At 71.5% G+C, this 26215-nt stretch carries 21 protein-coding genes and 1 pseudogene; 10 read left to right on the forward strand and 12 right to left on the reverse strand.

The genetic code is table 11. The features are described from left to right. The first annotated feature begins 43 nt into the window (after positions 1 to 43). The 8 genes from QQ657_RS00520 to QQ657_RS00555 all read left to right on the forward strand — a co-directional run bounded on the left by QQ657_RS00520 (position 44) and on the right by QQ657_RS00555 (position 10129). A complete protein-coding gene (locus QQ657_RS00520; protein ID WP_284739985.1) occupies positions 44 to 877 on the forward strand; it encodes a helix-turn-helix domain-containing protein in 834 nt (277 codons plus the stop codon). A gap of 214 nt (positions 878 to 1091) precedes the next feature. Next, entirely contained in the window at positions 1092 to 2063 is a 972-nt protein-coding gene (locus tag QQ657_RS00525; protein WP_284739986.1) for a PDR/VanB family oxidoreductase, read from the forward strand. Further along, a complete protein-coding gene (locus QQ657_RS00530; protein WP_284739987.1) occupies positions 2064 to 2561 on the forward strand; it encodes a hypothetical protein in 498 nt (165 codons plus the stop codon). It begins immediately after the preceding gene. Positions 2562 to 2765: 204 nt separating this feature from the next. Continuing rightward, a complete protein-coding gene (locus tag QQ657_RS00535) occupies positions 2766 to 5078 on the forward strand; it encodes a YncE family protein (RefSeq protein WP_284739988.1) in 2313 nt (770 codons plus the stop codon). Positions 5079 to 5147: 69 nt separating this feature from the next. After that, entirely contained in the window at positions 5148 to 5921 is a 774-nt protein-coding gene (locus tag QQ657_RS00540; RefSeq protein WP_284739989.1) for a DUF1775 domain-containing protein, read from the forward strand. After that, positions 5918 to 7594, forward strand: coding sequence for a copper resistance CopC family protein (locus tag QQ657_RS00545; RefSeq protein ID WP_284739990.1), 1677 nt, complete (start codon positions 5918 to 5920; stop codon positions 7592 to 7594). Before QQ657_RS00540 ends, QQ657_RS00545 begins: the two co-directional genes overlap by 4 nt. Positions 7595 to 7623: 29 nt before the next feature. Continuing rightward, a complete protein-coding gene (locus QQ657_RS00550; RefSeq protein ID WP_284739991.1) occupies positions 7624 to 8997 on the forward strand; it encodes a PepSY-associated TM helix domain-containing protein in 1374 nt (457 codons plus the stop codon). A 142-nt stretch (positions 8998 to 9139) separates the two neighbouring features. Then, positions 9140 to 10129 carry a glycoside hydrolase family 26 protein gene (locus tag QQ657_RS00555; RefSeq protein WP_284739992.1) on the forward strand — a complete coding sequence of 330 codons (990 nt, stop codon included), beginning with the start codon at positions 9140 to 9142 and terminating at the stop codon, positions 10127 to 10129. Between the two features lie 33 nt (positions 10130 to 10162). On the opposite strand, the gene QQ657_RS00560 is transcribed toward QQ657_RS00555, so the two are convergent. Next, positions 10163 to 11278, reverse strand: a complete 1116-nt coding sequence (locus QQ657_RS00560; RefSeq protein WP_284739993.1) for a GDSL-type esterase/lipase family protein — start codon at positions 11276 to 11278, stop codon at positions 10163 to 10165. Between the two features lie 126 nt (positions 11279 to 11404). On the opposite strand from QQ657_RS00560, the gene QQ657_RS00565 reads away from it, so the two are divergent. Continuing rightward, a complete protein-coding gene (locus tag QQ657_RS00565; protein WP_284739994.1) occupies positions 11405 to 11794 on the forward strand; it encodes an MmpS family transport accessory protein in 390 nt (129 codons plus the stop codon). Between the two features lie 6 nt (positions 11795 to 11800). On the opposite strand, the gene QQ657_RS00570 is transcribed toward QQ657_RS00565, so the two are convergent. From QQ657_RS00570 to QQ657_RS00595, 6 genes are read right to left on the reverse strand one after another with little or no spacing between them, the layout of a single operon-like run. Continuing rightward, on the reverse strand, positions 11801 to 14203 hold the full coding sequence (locus tag QQ657_RS00570) for a glycoside hydrolase family 2 protein (RefSeq protein WP_284739995.1): 2403 nt from the start codon (positions 14201 to 14203) through the stop codon (positions 11801 to 11803). 29 nt (positions 14204 to 14232) lie between these two features. Continuing rightward, on the reverse strand, positions 14233 to 14982 hold the full coding sequence (locus tag QQ657_RS00575) for an ABC transporter ATP-binding protein (RefSeq protein WP_284739996.1): 750 nt from the start codon (positions 14980 to 14982) through the stop codon (positions 14233 to 14235). Then, positions 14979 to 15977 carry an ABC transporter ATP-binding protein gene (locus QQ657_RS00580; RefSeq protein ID WP_284739997.1) on the reverse strand — a complete coding sequence of 333 codons (999 nt, stop codon included), beginning with the start codon at positions 15975 to 15977 and terminating at the stop codon, positions 14979 to 14981. Before QQ657_RS00580 ends, QQ657_RS00575 begins: the two co-directional genes overlap by 4 nt. Continuing rightward, entirely contained in the window at positions 15974 to 16870 is an 897-nt protein-coding gene (locus QQ657_RS00585; RefSeq protein ID WP_284739998.1) for an ABC transporter permease, read from the reverse strand. Before QQ657_RS00585 ends, QQ657_RS00580 begins: the two co-directional genes overlap by 4 nt. Beyond that, complete coding sequence (locus tag QQ657_RS00590) at positions 16867 to 17865, reverse strand: ABC transporter permease (RefSeq protein WP_284739999.1); 999 nt, start codon at positions 17863 to 17865, stop codon at positions 16867 to 16869. The genes QQ657_RS00585 and QQ657_RS00590 overlap by 4 nt, the downstream gene beginning before the upstream one ends. Beyond that, positions 17866 to 19515: an ABC transporter substrate-binding protein gene (locus QQ657_RS00595; RefSeq protein ID WP_284740000.1), complete on the reverse strand. Its 1650-nt coding sequence runs from the start codon at positions 19513 to 19515 to the stop codon at positions 17866 to 17868. A gap of 208 nt (positions 19516 to 19723) precedes the next feature. Here QQ657_RS00595 and QQ657_RS00600 point away from each other — a divergent pair, with 208 nt between their 5' ends. Then, entirely contained in the window at positions 19724 to 20746 is a 1023-nt protein-coding gene (locus QQ657_RS00600) for a LacI family DNA-binding transcriptional regulator (protein ID WP_284740001.1), read from the forward strand. 25 nt (positions 20747 to 20771) lie between these two features. On the opposite strand, the pseudogene QQ657_RS56595 reads toward QQ657_RS00600, so the two are convergent. The 5 genes and pseudogenes from QQ657_RS56595 to QQ657_RS00620 all read right to left on the reverse strand — a co-directional run. Further along, positions 20772 to 20864, reverse strand: a pseudogene (locus tag QQ657_RS56595) (glycoside hydrolase family 2 protein); the annotation flags it as partial. Positions 20865 to 20951: 87 nt separating this feature from the next. Beyond that, on the reverse strand, positions 20952 to 22055 hold the full coding sequence (locus tag QQ657_RS00605) for a DUF5005 domain-containing protein (protein WP_284740002.1): 1104 nt from the start codon (positions 22053 to 22055) through the stop codon (positions 20952 to 20954). A 363-nt stretch (positions 22056 to 22418) separates the two neighbouring features. Then, entirely contained in the window at positions 22419 to 23492 is a 1074-nt protein-coding gene (locus QQ657_RS00610; RefSeq protein ID WP_284740003.1) for a LacI family DNA-binding transcriptional regulator, read from the reverse strand. 73 nt (positions 23493 to 23565) lie between these two features. Next, positions 23566 to 25569, reverse strand: a complete 2004-nt coding sequence (locus QQ657_RS00615; RefSeq protein ID WP_284740004.1) for a glycosyltransferase family 4 protein — start codon at positions 25567 to 25569, stop codon at positions 23566 to 23568. Then, positions 25566 to 26189 (reverse strand): DUF998 domain-containing protein, encoded by a 624-nt coding sequence (locus tag QQ657_RS00620; RefSeq protein WP_284740005.1) that lies wholly within the window; start codon positions 26187 to 26189, stop codon positions 25566 to 25568. The genes QQ657_RS00615 and QQ657_RS00620 overlap by 4 nt, the downstream gene beginning before the upstream one ends. Positions 26190 to 26215 lie beyond the last annotated feature (26 nt).

Consider the following 26215-nt stretch of genomic DNA (forward strand, 5'->3'; position numbering starts at 1 on the left):
CTTTCCCACGAACAGCACAACTGCGACCATTCGGGACTTGAACGTGACCGGCCGTGACGCGCGCAGCCTCCCCGCCGACGCCCTCGAGGACCTCCGGCGTCGAGCGGTCGCGGCCGTCGAAGCCGGCGTGACGCGGGCGGAGGTCGCCCGGCTGTTCGGTGTCTCCCGCAAGACCGTCGGCGCGTGGGTCGCGGCCTACCGGCGGGAGGGCACCGAGGCGTTCCGGCCGCGACGCCGGGGGCGGCGGCCCGGCGAGCAGTTCGCGCTGTCGTCCGAACAGCAGGCGTGGGTCGTGCGGACGATCGTCGACGGTCCGCCCGACCGGATCGGGCTGCCCCAGCGGCTCTGGACCCGGCAGGCGATCGCCGAGCTGGCCCACCGGGAGTTCGGCATCCTGATCAGCTCGCCGACGGTGTCGCAGTACCTGGACCGCTGGGGACTGGTCGAGGAGCGCCGGCTGCTGGAGATGCGGCGCAGCCGGGTGATCTCGGACCGCCCGCCGGAACCGCGTCCCGGCACCGAATGGCTCGCGAACGCCGAGATCCTCTGGCTGGCGTGGACGCGGCCGCGCACCCCGGCCGATGCGCGGCGCGGCCCGGTGGCCGACCGGCGGAACCTGCTGACGGGCTTTCGCGACCACTTCGGCGACGTCAACCTCCTGCTCGCCCTGTCCCACCGCGGGATGGTGTATTTCCAAGCTCGGCGGGGAGCCTTCGATGCGCGGCAGGCCAACGAGTTCCTGGCGCGGCTGGCGGAGCAGTTCGGCCGGGGGCTCGACGTCGTCGTCTGCGACTGGCCCGTCCAGCACGACGAGATCCTGCGCGGCTGGCCGGAGCCGGCGCCCGGCCGGCTGTCCGTGCGCTTCGCCCTCGACTGAAAGTTTTGCCGAAACGAACGGATTCACCGCTTGCGACGATGCCGAGAATGGGTAGTATTTGACCACAGTTCCCGATCCGGGGCCGCGGAAAATCTCACCGCCCCTGTCGCACGCCGTGAAAACGGCGATACACGGAATTCATTTCCCGGGCACGCCGCTGTTTCCGGCGGTGGTTTGACTTGTTTCCGAACCGACGCGGACAAGTGGGAGAGCCATGACCGTCAACACCCTTCCTTCGGCCGACCTCGACCTCGACCTCGAAGTGCTGCTGGCGCACAAGGAGACGATCGCCGACGGCGTCGTCCGGCTGGTGTTCCGCCACCTCACGGGGGACCCGCTGCCGGCGTGGGCTCCGGGCGCGCACGTGGATCTGCTGCTCCGCCCGGACCTCGTCCGCCAGTACTCCCTCTGCGGCGACCCCGGCGACCGCTCCGTGCTGGAGGTCGCCGTGCTGCGCGAGCGCGCCGGGCGCGGGGGTTCCGCGTTCGTGCACGACGCGCTGCTCGCCGGGGACCGGGTTCGGATCCGCGCGCCCCGCAACAACTTCCCGTTCGTCCGCGCCGAGCGGTACCTGTTCCTCGCGGGTGGGATCGGCATCACCCCGTTCGTCCCGATGATGGCGGCGGCCGATGCGAGCGGCGCCGGCTGGCAGCTGGTGTACGGCGGCCGGACGCGCTCGTCGATGGCGTTCGCCGCGGAGTTGAGGCAGCAGTACGGCGACCGGGTGGTGGTGCGGCCGCAGGACGAAGCGGGACTGCTCGACGTGCGCGGGATCTTGGGTGCCGCGCTCCCCGGTACCGCGGTCTACTGCTGCGGGCCCGAGCCGCTCCTGGCCGTCGCCGAAGAGGCGTGTGCCGGCCTGCCGGGCCTCGGGCTTCACCTGGAACGGTTCACCCCCAAGGAGAGCTCGGGCGCCGCGACCGGGTTCGACGTCGAGCTCGCCCGCTCGGGGCTGACGCTGACCGTGCCCGCCGACCGGTCGATCCTCGAGGTGGCCGAAGACGCCGGCGTCCCGGTGCTGTCGTCCTGTCGCGAAGGCACCTGCGGCACGTGCGAAACCGCGGTGCTCGGCGGGGTTCCCGACCATCGCGACTCCTTGCTCACCGGCGAGGAGCGGGCGGCGAACGAGACGATGATGATCTGCGTGTCGCGAGCCCGCGGCCGGAAACTGGAGCTGGACCTCTGAATGCTCGCGACGACGAAGAAACTCGGAACCTGGGCGGCCACCCTGCTGGCCGCCACGTCCTGCGGCTGGGCGTTGTGGACGGTGGCGGGCGACCTCGGGGACGTCCCGCCGCGGGCGGCGCAGGTCGCGATCCCGCGCCCGGCGCCTCCGCCGACGTGGCCGGTGACGCCGCCCGTTTCCCCCTCTGTGACACCACCTCCGACGGCACCCCCGGCGGTTCCCGGGCCGGATCCCACCGGTCCTGCCCAGCCGGTCGTCGGCCGCCCTCCCGTGGTCACGACCCCGCCGGGCTATCCGCCTCCGACGGTGGAGTTCCCGTCCCCGCCCGGGGAAACGTTCCCGCTGCCGCCGTCGGTGACGACCACGCCGTCGCCGCCGGAATCCCCGTCACCTGAACCTCCGCCGACCGAGCCCGCCCCGCCGCAGCCCGCTCCGGAATGCGATGCGAGCGGGCTGCTGGGATCGTTGCTCTGCACCGTCCTGAACCTTCTCGGCTGACCCAGGACCATTCTTGGGAAGTATTCAAGACAAACTCTTTCCGGCCTTTTATCGTCCCGATTCTTCACTATGGGAAGCTGTTCTTCCGCCGGACTATTTCACTTCCCGTTAACAGGCGAAACCGGATTGGCGCGCTTTGTTCGTGATTCACTTTCTTCCGTTCGGGCGGCCCGTTTCCGCCGAGCAGACGCAGAAAGGAAGCCCATGTCCCCAGAATCTCCGCCAGGAGCCCGCACGAGGCGGCGGCGCGCGAAGGCGGTGGTCGCCCTCGCCGTCGTCAGCCTCGGCGCCTCCGCGGTGGCCTCGGTTCCGGCCGCGGCGCAGCAGCCCATCGGGGTCGGCCCGGTGCCGATCACGTTCCACATGAAGGACGACAACGGCAAGTGGTTCGACTCCGGGCTGAACCTGTTCGGTGACCAGTCCCTGGCCGTGGCGGAGATGCCCCGCCTCGGCACGCTGGGCGGCCTCACGACCGGCGGCGAGCTCACCAGCCTCCTCAACTCCGACCTCGTCGGCGCGGCCGGGAACCTGCTGCAGAACGTCGTCGGCCAGGTCCCGGTGCTCGGCTCGCTCGGCAGCCAGCTGTGGAAGGCGCTGAACCTCGACAGCACGCTGTCGGCGGTCCAGTCGATCGGGAAGTCCAACCCGCGGGCCGCCCCGGCGGCGACCAAGGCGGCCGGGCTGCTCGGGCAGTTCGCGCAGGGGCTTTCGGCACTCCCGGCCGACAAGCCGGTGAACCTCAACTCCCTGCCGGTGGGCCTCGACCTGCAGGGGGCCCTCAACGACCTCGCCCAGTTCGCGATCAAGGGCCCGCCCGTGACGGTGAACTTCGTGATCGACCCGAAGGAGTCCACCGGCGCCCGCGACCCGATGGGCCTGATCGCTCCCGAAGGGGCGGAAGGCTTCCCGTACGACATGCCCGGCGGCGCGTTCTTCGGCCAGCGGTCGATCCAGCTGACCGAGCCCGGGCTGTACGCGTTCACCGACATGGTCACGCCGTACATGCTGGGCGCGGTGGTGGTCGACGACCCGCTCACCATCGGGCTCGACTTCGGCAAGGCGTCGATGGTGAACTCGCGCAACCTCGTCGTCCCGACCAACTCCGACATCGTCAACCGGCTGGTGAACACGTTCTTCAACATCACCAACCCGAACAACTGGCAGCAGTTCAAGCCGGACTCGGAGAACAGCTTCGACGCGATCCAGCCGCCGGTGCCGATCCTGCAGTACGACGCCGCGGGCAACCCGGTGCTGATCCCCAACCTGGATGCCTACTTCAACAAGAAGTTCTCGTACCCGAAGACGTTGTCGAAGGGCAACCAGCCTCCGGCGACGCCGGGGGTCGGCGAGGTGTGGGTCGACACCGAGGTCGAGGAGTGGGCCGAGAAGAAGGCGGTCGGCTCGGCCACCAAGGTCAATGTGACCAACTGGACGGTCGACCGGAAGATCGGCGCGCCGTCGATCAACATGAACAACCCGCACAACATGTGGACCGACAAGGACTACAAGTACCTGTACCAGACCGAATGGTTCTCCAACAAGGTCGATGTGTTCGACCGGGAGACGGGCCAGTTCATCCGGTCCACGCAGGTCGGCCAGAACCCGGCGCACGTGATGACGGAGACGGGCAGCGACAAGCTCGTCATCGGCATCAACGCCGGCAACGAGATCGTCGAGCTGGCACCGGGCGCCACGAGCGTGCTCCGGAAGATCACCGTCAGCCCGACCGGTGAGATCCGGCACCCGCACGCGCACTGGACCAGCGCGGACGGGAAGACCGTGGTCACCCCGAACGTGCGGACCAACAACGCGTCGGTGATCGACATGCCGACCGGCACGGTCCGGACCGAGAAGACGGGCCAGTTCCCGATCGCCTCGAGCATGGCTCCGGACTCCTCGAAGTTCTACACGGCGGACTTCCTCGGCGAATCGATCACCTGCGTTTCGCTCGCCCAGGACGCCTGTGCGGACAACGGGCAGAAGGTGCACAGCAAGACGATCGACCTGTGGGCGAACTACAGCCCGCAGGACGGCCCGAAGAGCGGCGCGCCGTTCGGCGGGCTGATGATCCAGCTGCCGGTGAGCCCGGACGGCAAGGCGATGCTCGGTGCGAACGTGCTGTCCCAGACGATCACGGTCGTCGACCCGAGGACCGACAAGGTCGTCAAGGACCTGCCGTGCAGCGCGGGCTGCCACGGTATCAACTTCGGCGCCAAGAAGGGTGGCGGCTACTACGCCTACGTGTCGAACAAGTTCGCCAACGTCATGCAGATCATCGACGTCGACCCGAACGGCGACGGCAACCTCGATGACGCGAAGGTGGCGGGCCAGCTGACGCTGGACCCGACGGCGACGACCAAGATGGACGGTTCGATCGCCGGTAAGGCCGGCTACGGCGGCCAGGGAGTGCTGCCGGTTCCGCTGGTCTACAACGGATGGGCCCAGCAGAACCAGGGGAGCTGGCGGTCGCAGCTGACCTGCCGGCAGCTCGACCCCATCGGCAAGTCCACCTGCTGACCTAGCACGACTGCCGTGGTCCGGGGCCGGACGATATCCGGCCCCGGGCCACGGCGTTCAGGAGATCCCATGTCGCACCGCTGGAAAGCCTTGTCCCGCACCCTGTCCGCGTTGCTCACGGCCGTGCTCGGCCTGCTCGCGCTGTCGGCGCCCGCGGCCGCCCAAGTGTCCATCGTGCCCGATCGGGTCGACGGCGGTGGCACGCAGACCTTCGCCTTCCGGCTGGCCAATGAACGAGCCGAGACGAAGTCGACCCGGCTCGAACTGGTCTTCCCGCAGAACCCTCCCGTCGCGTACGTCGAGGTCGCGCCGGCGCAGGGTTGGACCGCCACGGTCCGGCCGCGGCCGCTCGACCCGCCGCTGCACGTCGGCGGCAAGGTGATCGGCGAGGTCGCCGGAACGCTCGTGTTCGAAGGCGGCGCGGTCGCGCCGAAGCAGTTCGAGCAGTTCCTCGTCACCATGGGCCCGCTGCCCGCCGACGGGCGGCTGCAGTTCCAGGCGACGCAGACCTTCGCGAACGGAGCGGTCGCGCACTGGGACGAAACGACCTCGCCCACCCCGGCGATCACGTTCGGATCCGGACCCGCGCCCGCTCCCGGATCCGTTGCCGCGCAACCGGTTCAGGCCGGCGGTGTGGCGGCTCCGGCGGACGAGGCGGCGCCGCCGGGCGAAGGTGGTTCCGGCGGGCTTCCGTTCGCCTTGTTGTGGGGAGCGATCGGACTCTCTCTCGTCGTGATCGCCGCCGTCGGGTACCAGGCCCATCGCCGGAAGGCCGCCATCGCCGCCGGTGAACCGGAGCCCGAACTCGAACGCGCGGAGGAAACCCAGGTGGGTGCCGAATGACGAAGGTGCTGGAGCGTCCCCGCGCGGCAACCGCACCGCCGCCCCGCGTGGCCGGGCGGCTCGTCGCGCTCCTGGTCCTGGTCGCCGCGTGCTGGGGCACCCTGCTCGCCACGACACCGGCGGCGACCGGGGACCCGGTGCTCGTGACCACCTCGCCGGGCAGCACCGAGGTGGTCAAGTCGCCCGACGCCGTCGTGCTGACCTTCGACCGCGCGGTGCCCGCCGCCCTGGCCACCGTGCGCGTCCTCGACCCCGACGGCAGCCAGGTCGTCTTCGAGCGGCCGGTCCACCCGGACGGCCGCGCGGACACGATCTCCGTGCCGATGCCCGCGGAGCGGCACGAAGGCACGTACGCGGTGGCGTGGACGCTGCCGTCGAGCCGGCTGCAACCCGTCAGCGGCTCCTTCACGTTCGACGTCTCGTACCCGATCCGGCCCGACGGCGTGCCCGAGATCGAGACGACGCGCGACCCGGTGGTCGCGGCGGTGTACCTGACGGCGCGGACGGTGGCGATCGCGGCCATGATCGTGCTCGCCGGCGTGGCGTTCTTCGTCGCGGCGATCGGGCCGGTCGCCGCGCGGACCCGAGTCACGCGCCGGCTGGTCAAGACGACGTGGTGGCTGGTGGTGGCGGGCACGCTCGGCGCTCTCGTGTCCTTCGGGGCGTACGCCGCGTGGGTGCCGGTGCGCGACGCGTTCGACGCGCGGCTGCTGTCGGCCGCCGTCGAATCCGACGCGGGCGGCGCGCTGCTCGCCCGCCTGTACGTGCTCGTCCCCGCCACGCTCGGCCTCGCGCTGCTCATGAAAAGCCCGCCCGCCTCGACCGCCGGTGAGCGCCGGCTGCGCGGCGCCGGAGTGCTCGGCTGTGCGACGGCCGCGCTGGCCACCTGGACCTTCGCCGATCCACGGCCACCGGGCGCGCTGTCGCCGCTCGCGCTCGCCGTGGACGTCGTCCTGCTCACCGCGCTCGCCCTGCCAGCCGGCGGCCTGCTGATGTTCCGGTTGCCCGCCGTCCGTGACCGGAACACGGTGTCCCGGTTCGTCCGGCCGCTGCTGGGATGCGCTGTGCTGCTCGCTGCGGCCGGGACCGCGCAGGCCTGGTACGGGCACCGCTTCGGTTGGCTCCCGGCCGGCGCGCTCGCGCTGGCCTCGGTGCTCGGCGGCTTCGCCTGGCTCAGCGCGCGTCGCGTGGGCGGGCCGGTCGCGCGGCAGCGGCGGTTCGGCCGCCGGGTCGCCGGTGTCGCGGGGCTGGTGTCGGTGGTCGTCGTCGCCACCGCGGCGCTGCTCGCGCTCGACCCCGCCGGGAACGCGCACGCACTGGGCGCGCCCGGCGAGGTGCCCGCGGCGATCCGGCAGCAGGTCGCGCCGACGCGGCTCGCCTACGACACCGGCACGCCGGACGGCCAGGGATCGGTGGACCTGGTCCTCATCCCCGGCGCGGCCCGGCTCGACGCGCGCGTTTCGGTGCTCGGCCCGCACCGGGAGGACACCACCGTGACGGCCGCGCTCAGTCAGGGGAACCAGACGACGGCGTTGCCCCTGGACCACGCCGGGACCGGCTACTGGACGGGGCAGGCGACCGTGCCCGGATCCGGCCGGTGGGAGCTCGCGCTGACCCTGCGGGCCGGGGACGGGAGCACGCACACGGTCAAGCAGCCCATCGACGTGCGATGAGCGTCGCATCCAGCCGCCCAGGAGCCGCCTTGTCCGCCACGCAAACCGCCCCCGCGCACCGAGCCCGCCGGCCGTCACCCTCGCCGCGGCTGAGCACCGTCCTGCAGCTCGTTTCCCGGCGGCTGCACTTCCTGGCCGGCATCGTGGTCGCGCCCTTCCTCGCGGTGCTGTGCCTGACCGGGCTGGTGTACGTGTTCAGCCCGCAGATCCACGACAGCCTCTACCGGACCGACCTGCACGTGAACGAGGCCGGCGACGTCCGCCGTCCGCTCGCCGAGCAGATCCGGGCGGCGCTCACGGCACACCCCGAGGCCACGCTCAAGTCGGTCCTCACGCCGCCCGCCGCGGACCGCACGACCCGCGTGGTGCTGTCGGTCCCCGGCCCGGCCGGCACGCCGGACCGCACGGTGTTCGTCGACCCGTACACCGCGTTGATCAACGGCGAGCTGGCGACGGTCGAGAACCGGCTGCCCGCGAACACGTGGTTGCGCCAGCTGCACGGCAACCTGCAGCTGGGAACGCCCGGCCGGCTCTACGCCGAACTCGCCGCGAGCTGGCTGCCGCTCATCGTCGTCGGCGGCCTGGTGCTGTGGCTCGCCCGCACCCGCCGCAAACGCCGCCTGCGGGAGGTGCTCGCGCCGTCCACCCGGGACAAGACGGGGTGGACGCGCCTGCGCGTGGTGCACGGCTCCGCCGGGCTGTGGCTCGCGGTGGGCCTGTTGCTCGTCGGCGTCACCGGGCTCGCCATGAGCCAGTTCGCGGGTGGCCGCGCGGACCGGGCGGCCGACCCGATCCACCTGCGGGCCCCGGTGCTCACCGCGGCCCCGGTGCCGGTTCCGCCCGGCGCCCAGCCGATCGGCTTGGACCGCGCGGTGGCGGCCGCCGAGGCCGCGGGGCTGAGCGGCGAGCTGGCCGTGAACCCGCCGACCGTGGCAGGTGCGCCCTTCACCGTCACGGAGATCGCGGAAGGGCTGCCGATCCACCGGGGTGCCGTCGCGATCGACCCGTACACGGCACGGGTGACCGAACAGATCGGCTGGGGCGACTACTCCTGGGTCGCCAAGCTCAGCGCCCTGGGCACCGAGTTCCACACGGGCACGCTGTTCGGGCTCGCGAACCAGCTCGTCCTCGCGGCGCTGGCGGTCGCCACGCTCGTCCTGCTCGCGCTCGGGTACCGCATGTGGTGGATCCACAACCCGTACCGGGGACGGTGGACGTCCTTGCCGCGGCCGGTGTGGCGCCAGCTGGCGGGCTGGCCGTTGATCGCCGTCCTGCTCGGCGTCGCGCTGCTGGCGTGGCGGCTGCCGGTGCTCGGCGCGAGCCTGCCGGTGTTCCTGGCCGTCGACGCGGGCTTGAGCCGGTTCAAGCGGCGTACGAAACCCGCGGAGCTGTCAACCGCTTAAGTCCCAGGCGCTTCCGGAAGGGAGAGATTGTCACCGCGCTGGACAAGCTTAGCGGATTGTCGCAGGATCTCTTGACAGGTAATGCGGGTGCGCTGGCAGACTTAAGCGCTTAATGTCGTCCTCAACGCAGAGGAGCCAGCCCGTGTCCCCACGCCTGCGCAAGACTCGCCTCGCTCTCGCCGCGGCCGCGATCGTCACCACGGCCCTGGCGGCGCCCGACGCCGTCGCCAGTCCCCGAGCCGGGGGCACCCTGAACTACCTCAAGCAGATCTCCGGGCAGTACACGATCGCCGGGCAGCACAACAAGGAACCCGCGAACCAGCCGTCCTTCTACACCGGCAAGGCGCACGACATCACCGGCCAGTACCCCGGCCTGTGGGGCGGCGACTTCTTCTTCGGCGGCTCGGACGTCGCCAACCGGCAGGCCGTCATCGACCAGGCCAAGCTCGAGTGGAGCCACGGCGCGATCGTCACCATGACCTGGCACATGTGCCCGCCCACGCAGGGCAGCTCCTGCGACTGGTCGTCCGGCGTGACGAGCAAGCTCAGCGATGCCCAGTGGAGCGAGCTGATGACGAACGGCTCGAACCTCGACAACCGCTACAAGGCGCGCCTCGACGAGGTCGTGCCCTACCTGCAGCAGCTGCAGAACGCGGGCGTCCAGCTGCTGTTCCGGCCGCTGCACGAGCTGAACGACGGCTGGGCGTGGTGGGGCGGGCGCCCGGGCCTCGGCGGCAGCGCCGGCCTCTACCGGATCACCCACGACTACCTGGTGGGCAAGGGGCTGACGAGCATCGTCTGGGACTGGGCGGTCAAGGACGTCAACATGGGCTCGATCGCGAGCTACTACCCGGGTGACGCCTACGTCGACGTCGCGGCCCTCGACGTCTGGATGAAGGCGAACTCGTCGGCGTCGGACTACCAGGCGATGCTGAACGTCTCGCACGGCAAGCCCATCGCGCTGGGGGAGACCGGGACGATCCCGTCGCCCGAGCTGCTCGCGTCGCAGCCGAAGTGGACCTACTTCATGGAGTGGTCGGAATACCTGCAGGGCAGCAACTCCAACGCGGCCATCCAGCGCACGTACTTCGACGGGCGCGTGCTGGTGCTCGGCGAGATGCAACGCGGCTGACGTCCCGGGTGCCGGGTTCTCCCGGCACCCGGTTCACCGCAGCAACCGCGTGATGGTCTCGCTCATCGCGCGGGCGAGGAGGTTTTCTCCCGTGACGTTGGGGTGCTGGTGGTCGCCGGCGTCGTACTCGGCCGCCATGCGCGAGGGGACCGCGGCGGAGCGGAGCACCGCGTCGAAGTCGGCGAACTCGTGGCCCGACGCCCGGATCCAGTCGTTCACCGCGGTGCGGATCGGCTCCCGGTCATCGCCCTGCCCGGGCGCTATGGGAGTGATGGTGGCGAGCGCCACGCCGAGCCCGGCCGCGGTCGCGCGATCGATGAGCTGCCGGTAGGCGTCGATCTGCTGGGCGGCCGTGGGCAGCTCGCCGATCGGTGCGTGTTCTCCTGGGAGGCCGATGTCGTTGCCCGCGTGGGCAAGCACCACGTGGGTGACGCCGGTGGTGCCGAGGACGTCTTCGTCGAACCGGGACAGTCCCGACCGTCCCCAGGGCGGGTGCGCGGGCGGGGCGTCGTGCCGAAGCCGGTTTCCTGGGATCCCGCGGTTCAGGACGGCGATCCGCGCGTCGGCGGGCAGCATCGCGGCGGCGAGCTGCGGCCAGCCCATGGTCGTGATGGACGCGCCGAGGCACACGATCACCGCGGCGGCTTCCGTGCCGGCGACTTCGACGGCGCGCAGGAACGGGCCGCCGGACGGAAGGGACCACCCGGTTCCCTCGGCGGCGAGTCCGGTCTCGGCCGCCGGGAACTGCCGCGAACCCACGACGTCTCCCGGGGCCGTCGCGCGCTGGAACCTGAATCCGTTCGCGGTCGCGTAAGGCGTCGGTTCGGGCAGGTAGAGGTCGACGACGACGTGGTCACTGCGGCCGACGGTCAGCTCGACCGGGTCGGTCCACCACGATTCGCCGGCGGGGATCTCGACGGACCGCTGCCCGTCGAAGGTGATGTCGAGCGACTGGTCGCCGACGCCGATCGCGCCGTGTCCGATCAGGACGGGCTCGTCCCCGAAGCGGTTGCTCAGCTCCGCCCGGACGTGGCTGCCGCCGATGCTCGCGGGCACCGTCATGCGGACGGCGACATCGGCGAACGGCGGCTCCTCGTCGTCACCGCGGAAGTCCGTCATCGCCTGGGTCCACGTCGCCTGCCATCGCATGCCGCCAGTCTGGAACGGCGTTCCAGAGATGTCAAGATCCTGGCGGCGAGCTACGACCATCGCACTATCGGATGATCGTTCTTCGGTGCGATGCCGGGGGCGTGCGCCGCATCTACCGTTCGGAGCATGAAGATCGAGGCAGTGCTCGGGACGGTCGTTCTCTGCGGCGCGCTGGCCGGCGTCGCGGCGTGCTCCAACCCGAGCGGCAAGTCGTGGGCCATCACCTACGAGGTGACCGGGCAGAACGCCGGGACGCTGGCGAACGTCGGCTACGCGGACTCCCCGAACCGCTACAACGACGAGATCAAGCAGCAGACCGTCCAGGGCCCGGTCGGGGTGCCGTGGAAGCAGGACGTGGTGGTGACCGCCGGCCAGAAGGCGGAGATCACCGCCACGCCGACCGGGGACCTCACCCTCACCTGCCGCATCCTGCTCGACGCCCAGAAGGAGCTGGCCCGGGCCACCGCGCCGGGACCCGGGAAACCGGTGTCGTGCGCCAAGACCACCGACTCGTGAGCGCCTTCAGTCGTTGACGCAGCGCAGAACCGGGGGAGCGGTCAGCTTCGCCGGATCGAGCCGGTAGCGCGTGGCCACCCGGATCGTCGCGTGATCCCCGGGCAACAGCGTCAGCAGACACTGGTCCGCTTCCGCGTCGGGCGCGAGCCGGTCCGCGAACACCGCCAGCTCGTGAACCAGAGACCGTGCGGTGACCGTGATGTCGTAGCCCGCCTTCGTCCGGGTGACGTCGGTGTCGAACCGGGGCTCGGGGTAGGCGATGTCGAGGTCGTCGGCCAGGAACCGGATCGTGCGCTCGGCGCCCGTGTCGGCGACCAGCAGTTCCCGGGACGGGTCGGCGGCGGTACCGACGTCACCGAACGGCAGCGTCACGGTGTCGCGCGGGGGTACGAGCACGGTCGTGCCGGTCTTGGCGAGGATCTCGCCGTCCACGGTGATCCGGCGCAGTTCCAGGGGCGTCTCCCAGGGTGACGCGGAGTCGTTGACCAGGATCGCGGCCCGGCCGCCGTCCCGCTCCTGGATGGTGATCAGGCGGTCGGCGTAGGCGTCGCGCAGTGCGTACCAGAGCGGCTTGCGACGCTCCGCGCCGTCGATCGCGCTCCAGGACGTCACCGGCCAGCAGTCGTTGAGCTGCCAGACGATCGTGCCCATGCACCGCGGCCGGTGGCTGCGGAAGTGCTCGATGCCGGTCCGGATGGCGCGGGCCTGCGTCACCTGGGTCAGGTAGTGCCAGTCCTCTGTGGACGTCGGAGTGGCGAAGTGGCGAGCCAGGCCGCGGGCGAGCTTTCCGTTGCCGTCCTGGGCTTTCTGGTGGTGCAGGATGCCCGGCGACTCCGGGGTCAGCGGCTGGTCGTGGACGGCCGCGGTGAGCGTCGACCACGCCGGCGGGGCCTGCCAGCCGAACTCCGAGACGAACCGGGGGACGCGCTCGAGGTAACCACTGAAGTCACGCTCGTTCCAGACGTCCCAGATGTGCACGCAACCGTGATCGTCGTCCTGGGTGTCCCGCGCCGGGTCGCCGGACCAGGGGCTGCCGGGGATGTAGGGCCGCGTCGGGTCGAGTTCGGCGACGATGTCCGGCAGCAGGTGCTCGTAGTAGCCGGCACCCCAGTCGCGGTCGGCGAGTTCCGTTTGCCAGCCCCAGTGGAACCAGCCCATGTAGTTCTCGTTGTTGCCGCACCATAACGCGAGTGACGGGTGCGCCGCGAGCCGGACGACCGCCTCGCGGGCCTCGGCCTCGACCTCGCCGCGCAGGGGCTCGTCCTCGGGGTAACCGGCGCAGGCGAACAGGAAGTCCTGCCACACCAGCACTCCCCGCCGGTCACAGGCCGCGTAGAAGTCGTCACTTTCGTAGATCCCGCCGCCCCAGACGCGCAGCAGGTCGATGCGGGCGTCGGTGGCCTGCTTGACGCGGCGGTCGTAACGAGCGGCGTCGACCCGGTGCGGGAAGCAGTCGTCGGGGATCCAGTTGGCGCCGCGGACGAACAGTGGGACGCCGTTGACGCGGAAGGTGAACGCACCATCCAGCTCGTCGAGTTCGATGGTGCGGAAGCCGATCTCGCGCGACCACGTGTCCACAATGGATCCATCGGCCGTCTCGAGGGTGACGGTGAGCGGGTACAGCTGCTGCTCGCCCATGCTGTGCGGCCACCACAGCCGTGGCTGCTCGACCGTCACCGACAACGGCGACCCGGCGGCTCCGGCCACTTCGGCCCCGGCCACCCGGGCCCGCAGCACGAGATCGCCGTCGGCCTCGGCGTGGATCTCGACGACGCCGTCACCCTCGGGCGTCACGGTCACCAGCGGCCGGACCGGACGCAGCCGTCCGACGTCCCAGACGTCGATCGCCGCGCTCTTCCACAGGCCCGCGGTGACGAGCTTGGGACCCCAGTCCCAGCCGAAGTTGCAGGCCATCTTGCGGATGAAGTTCGACGGCTCGTCGTTGCCCAGGTTGGGCAGGCTGCCGAGCCGGCGGCGCTCGTCGCGGGCGTAGCGGACGGCCGAGCTGAACGTGACGGCGAGGGTGTTGCCGTCGGCCAGCAGGTCGGTCACCGGGACGCGGTACGAGCGGTGCATGTTGGCCGTGGTGGAGACGACGCGGTGGTTCAGCTCGACCTCGGCGATGGTGTCCAGGCCGTCGAAGACCAGCTCGACCACGCCGGGTTCGGCCGGGCGGTCGAACGTCGTCTCGTAGCGCCAGCCGGTGAGGCCGATCCACTGCAGCTCGTTCTCGGTGCGGTCGAGGTAGGGGTCGGGGATGAGCCCGGCGGCGAGCAGGTCGGTGTGCACCGTGCCCGGCACGGTCGCCGGGATCCCTTCGGCGAGCCGGCGGGCCAGCTCGATCGGGACGTGGGTCAGAGGTCCGCAGGCGCGCAGCGTCCAGTCGCGGGCGCCGAGGTCGATCCGCACGGGTGGGTCCCTTCTGGTGGATGGGAGGGTCAGCGCCACGGGTCGGGCGCGGCGGCGGCGAGGCGACGGGTGTAGTCGTCGGCCGGGTGGAAGATGACCTGGTCGGAGTCGCCGATCTCGACGACGCGGCCGGCGTTCAGCACCATGGTCGTGGTGGAGAAGTGCCGGGCGGTGGCGAGGTCGTGGGTGATGTAGAGGACGGCGAGATCGTTGTCCCGCTTGAGTTCTTCCAGCAGGTTCAGGATGTCCAGCCGGACCGAAACGTCCAGCATGGACACCGGTTCGTCGGCCAGCAGCACCTTCGGCCGGGGCGCGAGGGCCCGCGCGATGGCGACGCGCTGGCGTTGCCCGCCGGACAGCTCGTGCGGCAGCTTGTCCGCGAACTGGTCGGCCGGCCGCAGGTGGACGCGGTCGAGCAGGTCCAGCACGGCCCGCCGGTCGCCGTCGAGCCCGTGGACGCGCAAGGGGCGGACGAGCTGGTGGTGCACCGGTTTGACCGGGTTGAGCGAGGCGAACGGATCCTGGAACACCATCTGCACGTGCTTGCGGTACTCCCGCAGCGCCCGGTAGCCGGGGCGGCGGGGTTCGCCGTCGATCGTGATGGTCCCGGAGGTGGGCCGGTCCAGCCCGCACAGCATCCGGGCGATCGTGGACTTCCCGCTGCCACTCGCGCCCACCAGCGCCAGGGTCTGCCCGGAGGTGACGGTGAAGCTGACGCCGTCGACCGCGCGGAGCCCGGAGTATTCGCGCACGAGGTCGTGCGCGCTCAGCTTGGTCATCCGGATACCTCCTGCCGCTGGGCGGTGTAGAGGTGGCAGGCGACGTCGGTGCCGCCGACCGGCAGCAGCGTGATGTCGGTCGTCGTGCATTCCGGGCGGACGAACGCGCACCGGTCGGCGAACGCGCACCCGGCGATCGGCATCGACAGGTCCGGTGGGTGGCCTGGGATGCCGTGCCGGTCGCGCCGTTCCGAGCGTAACGTCGGGAACGCGTTGAGGAGCCCGGTCGTGTACGGGTGCTGGGGATTCTCCCGCAACCGCACGCTGTCGCCGAGTTCGACGACGCGCCCGGCGTACATCACCGCGATGCGGTCACTGATCTCCAGCAGCAGCGACAGGTCGTGGGTGATGAAGACGACCGCGAACCCGAGCCGTTGCCGCAGCTCGGAAATCGCGTCGAGGATTTCCCGCTGCACGAGGACGTCGAGGGCGGTCGTGGGCTCGTCCATCACGACGACGTCGGGGTCGAGCGCCAGGGCCATCGCGATCATCACGCGTTGCCGCATCCCGCCGGAGAGCTGGTGCGGGTACGAGCGGGCGACGCGCTCGGGGAGTCCGACCAGGTCCAGCAGCTCGCCCACCCGCGTCCGGCGTTCGGCCTTGGTCAGCTGCGGCCGGTGGGCGTGGAAGAGGTCCTGCAGCTGCGCGCTGACCCGCTGGACGGGGTTGAGCGCGTTCATCGCGCCCTGGAACACCATCGACATCCGGTCCCAGCGGAACTTCCGCAGCGCGGCGCCGGTCAACGCCGTCACCGACACCGGCGTGGTGTCGTGCACGCCCTGGAAGGTGACGCTGCCGGCGGTCAGGTGCGCGGGAGCGCGCAGCAGCCGCGTGATCGCGTAGGCCAGAGTTGTTTTGCCGCAACCACTCTCGCCGACGATGCCGACCAGCTCGCCGCGGTGCACGTCCAGGTCGACCCCGCGGACGGCGTGCACCGGCCCGGCGGCGGTTTCGTAGTCGACGTGCAGGTTGCGCACCTGGAGCACGGGCGTCATCGGATGTCCCCCTGGGCGTCACCGCGGCGCCGCACGCGCAGCCGCGGGTTGACCAGTTCGTCGACGCCGATGTTCAACAGCGTCAAGGCCGCGCCGAGCACCGCGATGCACAGGCCCGGCGGGAGGAACCACCACCACGCGCCTTGCGAGAGCGCCTCGCCGTTCTGGGCGAAGAACAGCATCGTGCCCCAGGTGACGGAGTTGAGGTCGCCGAGCCCGAGGAACGACAGCCCGGCCTCGCCGAGGATGGCGCCGATCATCGCGAACACGAACTGCGAAATGAGGATGGGGTAGAGGTTCGGCAGGATCTCGACGACGACGATCCGCCATGCGCGTTCGCCCGACGCGCGGACGGCGTCGACGTAGTCCCGGTGCGCCAGCGACGCCGTCTGGGCGCGCAGGACGCGCGCGGAGGCGGCCCAGCTGGTGACCGCGATCAGCAGCGCGATCACGGCGATCCCGCTGGAGTGCAGGTAACTGGCGGCGACCACGATCAGCGGAAGGGCCGGGATGACGAGGAAGACGTTGCCGATCAGGTTGAGCACCTCGTCGGCCCAGCCGCCCGCGTACCCGCCGACCACCCCGACCAGCGCGGCCAGCACCATCGTGACGGTGCCGGCGAGCAGCCCGACCAACAGCGACGACCGGAAGCCGACGATCAACTGGGCGAAGACGTCCTGCCCGTTGTTGGTGGTGCCGAGCAGGTGCGCGGCCGAGGGCGCGGCCAGCAGATCGTCGCCCGTCGCGTGCGGGTCGCCGACCAGCAGCGGCCCGATGACCGCGACGGCCGCGTAGACCGCGACGATGCCCGCGCCCAGCAGGAACTTCGGCCGCCGGGTCAGGGCGGAGACCCGCCCGGCGGCGCGGACGGGTGTGATCACGGCCTGGGTCATCGGGCACCTGCTTTCGCCGTGGTGCGCACGCGCGGGTCGATGACCGCGTAGAGCAGGTCGACCAGGAGATTCGCGCCGAGCACCGCGAGGGTGATGATCAGGAAGATGCCCTGCATCAGCGGGTAGTCGCTGTTGCGGACGGCCTGCAGCAGCGTGAACCCGATGCCGGGGTAGGAGAACACGGCTTCGGTGACGATCGCGCCGCCGACGACGAACCCGAGCGACACCGCGACGCCGGAGACGCTCGGCAGGACGGCGTTGCGGGCGGCGTAGGTGACCATCACCCGCCGCAGGCTGAGGCCTTTCGCCTGCGCCGTCACGACGTAGTCCTCGCCCATCGTGGAGACCATCATGTTCCGCATCCCCAGCAGCCAGCCGGCCAGCGAGCTGACGACGATCGTGAGCGCCGGCAGCAGCGCGTGGTAGACGACGTTGCCGACGAACTCACCCGACCAGCCCGGTTCGATCTCGACGTCGTAGCCGAGGCCGAGCGGGAACCAGCCGAGGCCGGCCGAGAGGAAGTACAGCGCGGCCAGCGCGAGCCAGAAGTACGGGATGGCGGCGAGCATCGTCGACCCCGCGACGAGCGAGTCCACGACCCCGCGGCGGAACCACCCGGCCAGCGCGCCGAGGGAGATGCCGAGGGTGAACGACACGACCGTCGCGACGCCGACCAGGCCCAGCGTCCACGGCAGGGCCTGGCCGATGATGTCCCCGACCGGCGCCGGGAAGAACGTCACCGAGCGGCCGAGGTCGCCGGAGAAGATCTGCCCGAGGTAGCGCAGGTACTGCTGCCACAGCGGCTGGTCGTTCACGCCCAGCAGCAGTTCCAGCGAATGCCGCGCCTCCGGGGAGACCGGCGCCATCGACGACTGCCGGGCCAGCACCGCGTCCACCGGGTTGCCGGGCGCGAGGCGGGGGATGAGGAAGTTCAGCGACAGCGCCGCGAGCAGCGCCACCGCGTAGAACATCAGCTTCTTGCCGAGAAACCGCATCTACTTGACCGGCTTCAGGTTCTTGGCGACGAACCCGGTGTCGGGGAAACTGTCCGCGCGCGAGAGGGCGTAGGCGTTGTCGTCGGTCGGCCAGCCGGTGACCTTCGTGGCGAGGAACGTCGCGTTCGGGCTGTTCTGGAAGATCGGGACGTAGGGCAGCTTGTCGAGCATGACGCGAGCGATCTCCTGGGCGCGCTGCTTGAGCACGGCCTGGTCGTCGGTCCCGGCCATCGCGCTGAGCGCGGCGTCGACCTGCGGGTCGGAGAAGCGTGACCAGTTCGACGCGGCCTTCTGCCCGATCGGCGCGGTGGTCGCCGAGGCGAGCACCTGGTTGTAGAGCTGGTACGGGTCGGGTTTGCCGCCCAGGCCGTCGATGAGGAGCTGGAAGGTGCCGGTGGAGCGGTCGGAGTTGAACTGGGCGCTCGAAACCTGCTGCACGGTCAGGGCGATCCCGGTTTCGGCGAGCTGCTGCTGCATCAGCTGCAGCGCCTGGATGTAGTCGGTGTAGCCGGTGACGACCTTGATCGAGACTTCGAGGCGGCGGCCGCCCTTGTCGACGTAGACACCGTCCGCGCCGCGGGTGTAGCCGGCCTTCTCCAGGGCGGCCCGCGCGACGGCGGGGTCGCGGGTGACCGGGCCGGTGATCCGGAAGCCGTCGTCGCGCGGGGTCTGCAGCAGCTCGGGGCTCGGCACCTTCGCGATTCCGAAGTAGACGGTGTCGACGATGCGTTTGCGGTCCAGCGCCAGGTTCATCGCCTGCCGCACGGCGAGGTCGTTCGTCGGCCAGCTCGTCAGATTGGGCACGAGGCTGGTCTGGTAGATGCCGGCCGACGGGACCAGGTGGGTCTTCGGGTCTTTGGCGACCCAGTTCTTCTGCGGGTCGGGCACAAAGGTGTTGCCCCAGTCGATCTTCCCGGCCAGCAGCGACTGGTTCGCGCTCGTGTTGTCGCTGAAGGAGATGAACCGCACGCCGTCGATGGCCGGCTTGCCTTGCTCCCAGTAGTTCGGGTTCTTCTTCAGCAGGAAAGTCTGCGGGGAGAACGAATCGAGGGTGAACGGCCCGGTGCCGACCGGGTTCGGGTTGAGTTCCGTGGCGGGGTCGGCGATCTTCTCCCAGATGTGCTTCGGCACGATCAGTGTGCGGCCCGCCGCGCCCCACAGCTGGTTGAACGCGGGCTGGGCGAAGGTGATCTTCGCGGTGTGGTCGTCCGGCGCGGTCGCGGCGGCGAGCGTCAGCCCGTTCGTGTTCAGCTCGGGGTGCTTGATCATGGCGTCGAAGGTGAAGGCGACGTCCTGCGCGGTGAAGGCCTGGCCGTCCTGCCACTTGACGCCGTCGCGGGTGGTGACGGTGAGCGTCCGGCCGTCGGGGGAGAAGGTCGCGGACGTGGCCAGCTGCGGCACCGGCGGGCGCCGCTCGGCCATGTCGAAGAACAACAGCGACTCGTAGATGGTGCCGCCGTACCCCGCCTGGGCCTGGTTCGGCAGGAACGGGTTGAAGTTGCGGACGAACGCGCCCGACGCGCCGGTGTTCGCGGTGATGATCACGCCGTCGGTGCTGGTCGCGGTGCTGGAGCACGAACTCATCGCGAGACCGAGCGTGAGGACGACGGCGGCGGGGGCGAGCAGGCGGCAGTGCCTTCCGGCCTTCATGGGGACTCCAGGAGGTGCTTAAGCGGTTAACGTCACGGGCGGCCGCGCTGACTGGGCGCCGGGAGAGCTCGGTGTCGTCAGGCGGCGATCGGGGGCGAGCCTGGGTTAAGCGCTTCACATCTTGTAACCTCGGTCACGTCATGTCAATGGACTGGGACGAGCTCCGGGTAGCCTCGTGCGTGGTGAAGCGATTGAGTGAAGGAGCGCGATGAAGCGGCTGACCATCTCGGACATCGCGGACGCGGCCGGGGTGTCGACGGGGGCGGTGTCCTACGCGCTCAACGGGAAGCCCGGGGTGTCGGCGGCGACGCGCGAGCGCGTGCTGGAGATCGCCGACCGGATGGGCTGGCGGCCCAGCAACGCCGCCCGCGCGCTGACCCGCTCCCGGTCCGGCGCGATCGGGCTGATCGTCGACCGGCCCGCCCAGGTGCTGGGGATCGAGCCGTTCTTCATGCAGCTGGTCTCCGGCATCGAGATGGCGTTGCGCTCGGACCCGTCGACGGCCCTGATGCTGGCCGTCACCGACGACCGGGACGCCGAGATCGAGACCTACCGCCGCTGGTGGGCCGAGCGGCGCGTCGACGGCGTCATCGTTGTCGACCTGCACGAGAACGACATCCGCACCGGCGTGCTGGCCGAGATCGGGCTGCCCGCGGTTGCGCTCGGCTACCCGGAGTCGGCCGAGGTGCCGTGCGTGTGGGCCGACGACGCGGCCCCGATGGAGGAGGCGGTCGGCTACCTCGCGGCGCTCGGGCACCGGCGGATCGCCCGGGTGGCCGGCCCGGACCGGTTCGCGCACACGCTCCGCCGCGACGAGGCGTTCACCAAAGCGGCCGGGACGCACCAGCTGGAGTGGTCGAAGACCGTCCACGGCGACTACTCCGGCGACAGCGGCGCCCGGGCCGCCCGCCGGCTGCTGTCCGAGCGCAACCGGGCGACGGCGGTGATCTTCGACAACGACGTGATGGCGCTCTCGGCGATGGCCGCGGCCCAGGAGATGGGCATTTCCGTGCCCGAGCAGCTGTCCATCGTGTCCTGGGACGACTCGGCGCTGTGCCGGCTGGTCCGTCCGGCCGTGACGGCGCTGGACCGGCACATCACCCAGCACGGCGTGCTGGCGATCGAGACGCTGAACGAGGTGCTGGCGGTGGGCGCGGCCGAGCACGTCCAAGCACCGGCGCCGATCTTGATGCCCCGCGCCAGCACCGCCCGGGCTCCGCTGGATTCGTGACGGCCCGGGCGTCAGCTGGTGCGGCGCGGGACGGCCACGACACCGTCACCGTGGCCGTCTCACCGGGGAGTAGCCAGAGGTAGTTCTCGCTGCAGCGCAAGGGAAGGACCCGCTCGTCGGTGCGCGCGTCGTGGCCGAGACGCGGGCGCCAGCGGTGACTACCCGGCGGTGTTACGACGGGACAGACCGCTCACGGTCGGGGCACCTATCGGGAGAGCTTGAGATCGACGAACCGCGGGCGGTTGTTGTCGATGTTCGCGTAGAGGTCGGCCAGCTTCTCGCTGTTGGTGTTGTACGAGATGACGAGCTCCCCGGGGCGGCTGATCTCGGGGTGCGCCGCGACGTTGTAGGTGTAGCGCCCGTTCCCGGCTTCCGGCGCGGTGTAGATCGTCTCGCCGCCGGTGAACGGCCCGACCGGGCTGGTCGCGTGGTAGGCGTGGATGGTGCTTTCCAGGCCCGAGCCGAACGTCGTGAGCAGGTACTCGCCACCCACCGGCGTCACGCCGAACGAGCTGCCGACGTTGCCGAGCAGCCGTGCCGACGCCGCCGGGTCGGCCGACCAGCCGGTCGCGGTCCGGAACTGCCACGGCCCGTCGAGGCGGCCGATCGGGGCGCGGGCGACGTGCAGGTACTTCGTGAAGCCTTCGCCTTCGACGCCGTAGATGTAGGTCCACGCGCCGTCGCGCATCAGTTCGGTGCCCCACTGGACGTTGCCGACCGAAGCCACGTCGGTGAGCTTCTCCAGCCGGAACGTGTCCGGGTCGAGCGTCGCGAGCTTCGTCTTGGTCCAGGCGAAGTTGAACGGCGGCGGGTCGTCGGTCGGCGCCTGCTCGAACTCGATGACCCGCAGCTTGCCGCCGTCGACGATGCCGTCGCCGTTCCAGTACCAGTAGTCGTTCGGCTCACCCGGGCTGTTCGGGGTCGGCCCGACCAAGGACTTCGGGTGCCCGGGCGGTCCGGGTGCGATCGTGGTGAGGATGTGCTTCGCGTCCGGTGTGGACAGTACGGCCGAGTTGTGGGTGAACGGCGCGGACTCCGGCAGGCTGTCGTCGGCGCGCACGGGCCCGAAGAAGGTGTCGTTGTACAGCCAGACGTCCAATCCGGACGGCAGCCGCGTCGAGTAGGTGCCGTCGGCCGCGGCCCAGCCGACGCCGGGGCGGCGGCCGAAGTCCTGCCAGCGCTGGGTGAGCGCGGTGTCGGCGGTGGCGCCGACGATCCGAAGTGGACGGTCGGTCGCGGCGGCGGGTCCGGCGATGGCGAGGGAGGCGGTGACGGCGGCGGACAGTGCCAGGGTGCGGCGGAACTTCATGAGCCGATCCTTTCCGTGGTCAGCGGTGACCGAGCAGTTCGACTTCGGCGAGGGACGTCGTGGCCGCGCCGGCGAGTGCCCTGCGGGGTCCAGGCGTAGGACGGCACGGGAGCTCCCTAGGAGATCGGGCGGGCAGGCGCCGACGTGTCCCGGTGCGGATTGACAACGTTGGCAACGCGGCCCAGTCTCGATCGGCATTGTCAGCGTTGTCAATGGCCAGGACTGGACAGAACCGCTGCCCGGCGCGGGTTTCGCTGACCGGCTGAGTGCCTCGGCGCGGGTTTGTGACGGGGTTTCAGGCGGGTCCGCGGGCGCCCGCCGCGGGCCGGGAGCGGTCGGCGCGACGCGGTGGTGACCGGCGGTTCAGTCCCCGCCTGAGCGCAACGCGACCCCGAGACCCTCGCCGGAGCCGCGCGGCACGAGCGTGGTCGGCAACACCACCCGCCGCGGCCGGGAACGGTCTCCGTCGAGGCGGGCGAACAGCAGCTCGGCCGCCCTCTTGCCCAGCTCGCGGGGGTCCTGCGCCACCACCGTCACGCCCAGCACCTGGGCCAGCTCCGAGTCGTCGAAGGCCACCAGCGCCGTCCGCGGCGCGGCCGACTCGGCGATCGCCCGGGCCACCCCACCGACGAGGCGGGGGTTGTCGGCGAACAGCGCCGTCGGGGCGTCGCTCGCGGCAAGCAGCTCGGCGGCGGCCCGGTGGGCGGCCGCCGCGTCGACCGCGTCCGTGCGGACCGCGCGTGGTTCGAGACCCGCCTCGGCCAGCGCTGCGCGGAACCCGCGCAGCCGCTCCCGCGCCGTGTGGATCACGGGGGAGTGGCCGACGTACGCGATCGCCCGGTGACCCTGCCCGAGCAGGTGCGCCACGGCCTGCCCGGCGCCCTCGGCGTGCGCGGCCAGCACGCAGTCCACCGGCAGCCGCCTCGGCGGGCGGTCGGCGAACACCATCCGGGTGCCGACGTCCAGCTTCGGGCGCAGGTGGTCGTGCCGGACGTCGGCCGACACCACGATGAGCCCGTCGAGGCGGCGCTCGACGAACGTGCCGAGCAGCCCGCGTTCACGCGCCGGATCTTCGTCCGAGCCGGCGACCAGGGTGGTGAACGACCGCGCGGTGCTCACCTGCTCGATCGCGCTGAGCATCCCCGCGTAGAACGGGTCGGCCAGGTCCGCGGCGAGCACACCGATGCCGCCCGCGGGCCGGTCGGTCCGCCGCAGGCCCACGGCGTTTCCGTTGGGCCGGAACCCGAGCCGGCGGATCTCGGCCTGGACGCGCCCGCGCACGTCGTCGCTGATGAACGGGTAGTTGTGCACCACCCGCGACACGGTCTTGACGCTCACCGACGCGGCCGACGCGACGTCGCGCATGGTGGGCCGCCCGGTGGGCGCCGGTCCACGCCGGCCGCCCGCCGAGCGCTCCGCATCCGAGGCTCGCGTCACGGCGGCACCCTACCTCAGCCCCGGAGCCATTGTCGGGCAACAGGATTCGCCGAGCCGGGCGGCACCGCCCGGCCTACGCGGTCTGGCTGATCATCGCCGGCGCGGGCAGGCCGAGCAGGATCCGGTACTGAGCCTCGAAAGTGGCCAAGGCGCCGTCGATGTCGTGGTGCGCGACGAGGGCCCGGGACTCCGCTCCCATCCGGACACGGGCAGCCGGATCCGCGGCCAGGTCGGCGATCCACCGCGAAACACTGGTGATCGCGCCCGGTGCGAACAGGTAGCCGTTGACGCCGTGGTGCACGAGGTGCGGCAGGGCGAGCGCGTCGGCGGCGATCACCGGCAGCCCGGCGGCCATCGCCTCCATCGTGGCGAGGCTCTGCAGCTCGGCCGTGCCGGGCATGCAGAACACGTCGGCCTCGGCGTAGCGGTGGACGAGCTCGGCGTCGGAGACGAAGCCGTGGAACGTCACGCGCTCGGTGATGCCCAGCCCGGCGGCGAGGGCCTCGAGCTCGTCGCGCCGGGTGCCGTCGCCGACGAGGTCCGCGCGCACGTGCGGCAGCGGAGCGAGGGCGCGCAGCAGCTGGTCGATGTTCTTCTCCGCGTCCAGGCGGCCGACGAACAGCACCGACATCGGCCGGTCGGCGGGGCGCACGGCGGGCGCGGCGTAGTGCGCGAGGTCGATGCCGCAGGAGACGACCTGGACCGGCCGGTCGAGCCCGATGCCGGCGAGAACCTCGGCGGCGCGCGGCGTCGGCGTGGTCACCAGGCGCGCGTCGCGGTAGACGCGCAGCAGGTCCCGCCAGGCCCAGCGGGCGAGCGCGTCCTTGACCCGCTTCGGGAAGGGCGTGTAGCCGAGCAGGTTGTCCGGCATGAAGTGGTTCGTGGCCATGCCGGGCAGCCCGCGTTCGGCCGCCGCTTCGAGCAGGGCGCGGCCGACGCCGAAGTGGGCCTGGACGTGGACGACGTCGGGACGCAGCCGCTCCAGGAGCGGGCGGACTTCCGCGCGGGCGCTGCCCGGCGTGCAGAACCGGTAGTCGCCGTGGAACGGGATGGCCCGGGACCGGATCCGGTGGACGGTGTAGCCGTCGCGCTCCTCGGTGCGCGACGGGCCGTCGTCGGACGGGCAGGCGACGTGGACGTCGTGCCCGCGCCGGGCGAGGCCCCGGGCCAGCCGCTCGGCGAAGAACGACGCGCCGTTGACGTTGGGCGGGAAGGTGTCGGCGCCGATCAGGATGCGAAGGCCGGAAGCGGGCACGGAGTTCTCCTTGGCTCGGGACGGATCTTGCGAGAGGGCACCGGCGAGCACGCGCACGCCGGCGAGAGCGACGAAAGCGGCCGCGGCCGCGAGGACCGCGGTGGTCGTGGTGAGGTGCGGGGCCTCGCCGTAGGCCAGCGCGGCCACGGCGACGGCGGTCAGCGGGTCCAGCACGGTCGTGGTGCCGACGACGACGGCGGTGTGCCCGGCGGCGTAGGCGCGGTGCAGGACCACGCCACCGGCGCCCAGCAGCAGAAGGGCTTGCGCACCCAGCAGGACGGCCGTCGCGAACGGCTGGGTGACGGCGGCGTGCACGACCGCCGAGCCGAGTCCGAAGAGGACAGCCGCCGCCCCGGCCAGGACGGCACAGCTCGCCCGGGCGAACCAGACGACCGCGGCCAGCGCGAATCCGGCTACCGCGACCGATTCGGTCGTCGTCCAGCTGATCGCCGTGTCGGTCGTCGTGGACGCCGCCAGCGCCACGAAACCGGCGACGCCGAGCAGGACCAGGACGACGGCGCCGAGGACGCGTCGGTCGCGGGCGCGGCGGGCGAAGACGACCGTCAGCACCAGGCTGAAGACGCCCAGCGGCTGTACCACCGGAAGCGGAGCGAGGGACAGGGCGACGACGTGCAGCAGGCTCCCTCCGGTCGCCAGCGACGTCCCCGTCCACCACCCGCGTGACCGCAGCAGCCGGGCGAGGGTGCGCAGCCGGGGCGTGCCGTCGACGGCCAGGCCGGCGACCTCGTCGTGCTGCCGGGTGGCCGCCGCCGCGAAGAGGACGGCGGCGAGCAGGGCGCAGGCGATGGCGATGGCGGTCATCGGGCGGCCCGCCGCAGCGCGGTCGCCATGGTGGCGATGATCAGGAACTCGGCCAGGAGCGCGACGCGTTCGAGCAGGCCGGCCGGGAGCCAGCCGACGACCTGCGCCAGGCCGAACGCCGCCGCGGTCACGACGCCCGCGACCGCGCCCCGCCGGAGGGTGGCCGCCGCGGCGAGCCAGCGGGTGTCGGTCCGCAGCCGGGTGCTCAGTGTCCACGCGGCCAGCGGGAGGCTCGCGAACAGCACGGCCCCGCCCAGCCGGTGGATCTCCCCGGACGCGGTCGGGTCCGCGGTGCTGACGTTGCTGCGGAACAGCAGGACCACGACGAGCCCGGCCGTCCACAGCAGGAACAGGGCGCTCACGAGGGGCGTCCGGGGCAGCGCGGCGAGGTGCGCGGCGACGGCGAGGGCCGCGGCGGCCGCGAGCAGGAGCACGACGGCCGCCGCGAACAGGAACCGGCCGCCGCGGTGCCAGGCGTAGTCGCTGACCGGGTCGTGCCACGGGCTGACGTTGCCGGCGAAGCCGAAGGTCAGCCCGGCGATGATGGCCTGGGCGACGGCGGCCATCACCAGCGTCAGGGTCGCCAGCGGCGTGGGCGAGAGCGTGGACCGTGGAGTCACCCTTCAGACGGTGGTGCCCGTCCATG

This window comes from Amycolatopsis ponsaeliensis (genome assembly GCF_030182635.1).
Taxonomy (GTDB): domain Bacteria; phylum Actinomycetota; class Actinomycetes; order Mycobacteriales; family Pseudonocardiaceae; genus Amycolatopsis; species Amycolatopsis ponsaeliensis.

Excerpts from the sequence above, each read along its gene's own strand:
- QQ657_RS00525 (WP_284739986.1), top strand. The coding sequence starts at position 1,092 with ATGACCGTCAACACCCTTCCTTCGGCCGACCTCGACCTCGACCTCGAA.
- QQ657_RS00585 (WP_284739998.1), bottom strand. The coding sequence starts at position 16,870 with ATGACCCAGGCCGTGATCACACCCGTCCGCGCCGCCGGGCGGGTCTCC.
- QQ657_RS00605 (WP_284740002.1), bottom strand. The coding sequence starts at position 22,055 with ATGAAGTTCCGCCGCACCCTGGCACTGTCCGCCGCCGTCACCGCCTCC.
- QQ657_RS00560 (WP_284739993.1), bottom strand. The coding sequence starts at position 11,278 with ATGCGATGGCAGGCGACGTGGACCCAGGCGATGACGGACTTCCGCGGT.
- QQ657_RS00545 (WP_284739990.1), top strand. The coding sequence starts at position 5,918 with ATGACGAAGGTGCTGGAGCGTCCCCGCGCGGCAACCGCACCGCCGCCC.
- QQ657_RS00540 (WP_284739989.1), top strand. The coding sequence starts at position 5,148 with ATGTCGCACCGCTGGAAAGCCTTGTCCCGCACCCTGTCCGCGTTGCTC.
- QQ657_RS00535 (WP_284739988.1), top strand. The coding sequence starts at position 2,766 with ATGTCCCCAGAATCTCCGCCAGGAGCCCGCACGAGGCGGCGGCGCGCG.
- QQ657_RS00615 (WP_284740004.1), bottom strand. The coding sequence starts at position 25,569 with ATGACCGCCATCGCCATCGCCTGCGCCCTGCTCGCCGCCGTCCTCTTC.
- QQ657_RS00595 (WP_284740000.1), bottom strand. The coding sequence starts at position 19,515 with ATGAAGGCCGGAAGGCACTGCCGCCTGCTCGCCCCCGCCGCCGTCGTC.
- QQ657_RS00575 (WP_284739996.1), bottom strand. The coding sequence starts at position 14,982 with ATGACCAAGCTGAGCGCGCACGACCTCGTGCGCGAATACTCCGGGCTC.
- QQ657_RS00530 (WP_284739987.1), top strand. The coding sequence starts at position 2,064 with ATGCTCGCGACGACGAAGAAACTCGGAACCTGGGCGGCCACCCTGCTG.
- QQ657_RS00565 (WP_284739994.1), top strand. The coding sequence starts at position 11,405 with ATGAAGATCGAGGCAGTGCTCGGGACGGTCGTTCTCTGCGGCGCGCTG.
- QQ657_RS00590 (WP_284739999.1), bottom strand. The coding sequence starts at position 17,865 with ATGCGGTTTCTCGGCAAGAAGCTGATGTTCTACGCGGTGGCGCTGCTC.
- QQ657_RS00600 (WP_284740001.1), top strand. The coding sequence starts at position 19,724 with ATGAAGCGGCTGACCATCTCGGACATCGCGGACGCGGCCGGGGTGTCG.
- QQ657_RS00580 (WP_284739997.1), bottom strand. The coding sequence starts at position 15,977 with ATGACGCCCGTGCTCCAGGTGCGCAACCTGCACGTCGACTACGAAACC.